1 protein-coding gene is annotated in these 1,168 nt (G+C 73.3%); it reads right to left on the bottom strand.

The features are described 5' to 3' along the window. Positions 1-1,168, bottom strand: a 1,168-nt coding sequence (locus tag Q5716_RS15910; RefSeq protein ID WP_305004144.1) for an HNH endonuclease signature motif containing protein, incomplete at both ends; no start/stop codon positions are given.

Below are 1,168 nucleotides of genomic sequence, written 5' to 3'. Positions count from 1 at the left end.
GCCAGTTCTTGGTGTGGAGGAGTTGGTGGTGGTGTCGGCAGAGGAGTACTCCGTCGTTGGTGGAGGTGTCGCCGTGGTCGCGGTGCCAGTGGTTGATGTGGTGGGCTTCGCACCAGTCGGGTGGGCGGGTGCAGCCGGGGATGGTGCAGCCGCCGTCGCGGGCGGCGAGGCCGATGCGCATGCGGGCGGTGTGGTGGCGTTGGGTGCGGCCGACGTTGAGGATGCGTCCGTCGCTGTCGAAGAGGACGGGGATGAGTCCGGTGTCGCAGCTGATGCGGTGGGCGGTGGCGATCGAGATGGGGGCGGTCTGCCCGTCGATCGTGGCGTACCCGGTTCCGGTGGACAGGTCGCGGTGGGAGACGTGCACGCGCACGCCGACGCGTTTGGAGCCGAGGACGCGGCCGGTGTCGGCGTGGGTGGCGACGGTGATGAGGTCGACGAGGGCGTCGAGGAGCAGTTGCGGCACGGTGCGGGTGTCGTCGGCGTGGGGTTCGGGTGCAGTGGTGGGGTCGACGAAGCGGGGTCCGCCGCGCTGCGGGGCGGTGGCGGCATCCACCGCGGTGGTGATCACGGCCGCGGACTCGGGGTCGAGGAGGCCTGACAGTCGGGTCATCCCGTCCGGCAACGGGGTGAGTGTGAGGAACCGGCGCTGCCGCAGTTGTTCTTCCCGGCGGGGCACGTCGGTCACGTCGAGGGCGGCGCCGGCCTCGCGGGCGCGCGCGGCGAGCTGCTCGAGGGTCAGCCCCGACGCCTCCCGCACCAGTCTCTGAGCGGCGTCGGCCCGGGCATCCGGGTCCACCGCATCCGAGTCACCCAGCCCGGCCTTCACCGCCAGCGCGGCCTCCACCGACAGGTCGCCGGAAGTGACCGCCGCGGCGAGAGGCTCCAACCCGGGTGCGGGCGCCGACACCAGCTCCCCGGCCGACACGAGAGTGCGGGCATCCCGCACCGACACCCCCGTCAACTGCGCAACCAACGCCTCCGGCGTTCGGGCCCCGCGGCCCTGCGCCAACCCCGCCGCACCCAACGACCGATCCGAGCGGGCCGCGATCTCCGCCGCCACCGCCGCAGCCCCCGCATCCACCAACCGCCGCGCCGCCGCGAACGCACGCTGCTCCTCAAGCAGCCGCTCATCCGACAGCGCCGCCGCATCCGCACGCGAGAACGC

The sequence above is a fragment of the Antiquaquibacter soli genome, assembly GCF_030580675.1.
GTDB lineage: Bacteria > Actinomycetota > Actinomycetes > Actinomycetales > Microbacteriaceae > Rhodoglobus > Rhodoglobus soli.
Note: the sequence above shows the minus strand (reverse complement) of the source record. Positions and strands in the feature narration are given on the sequence as shown.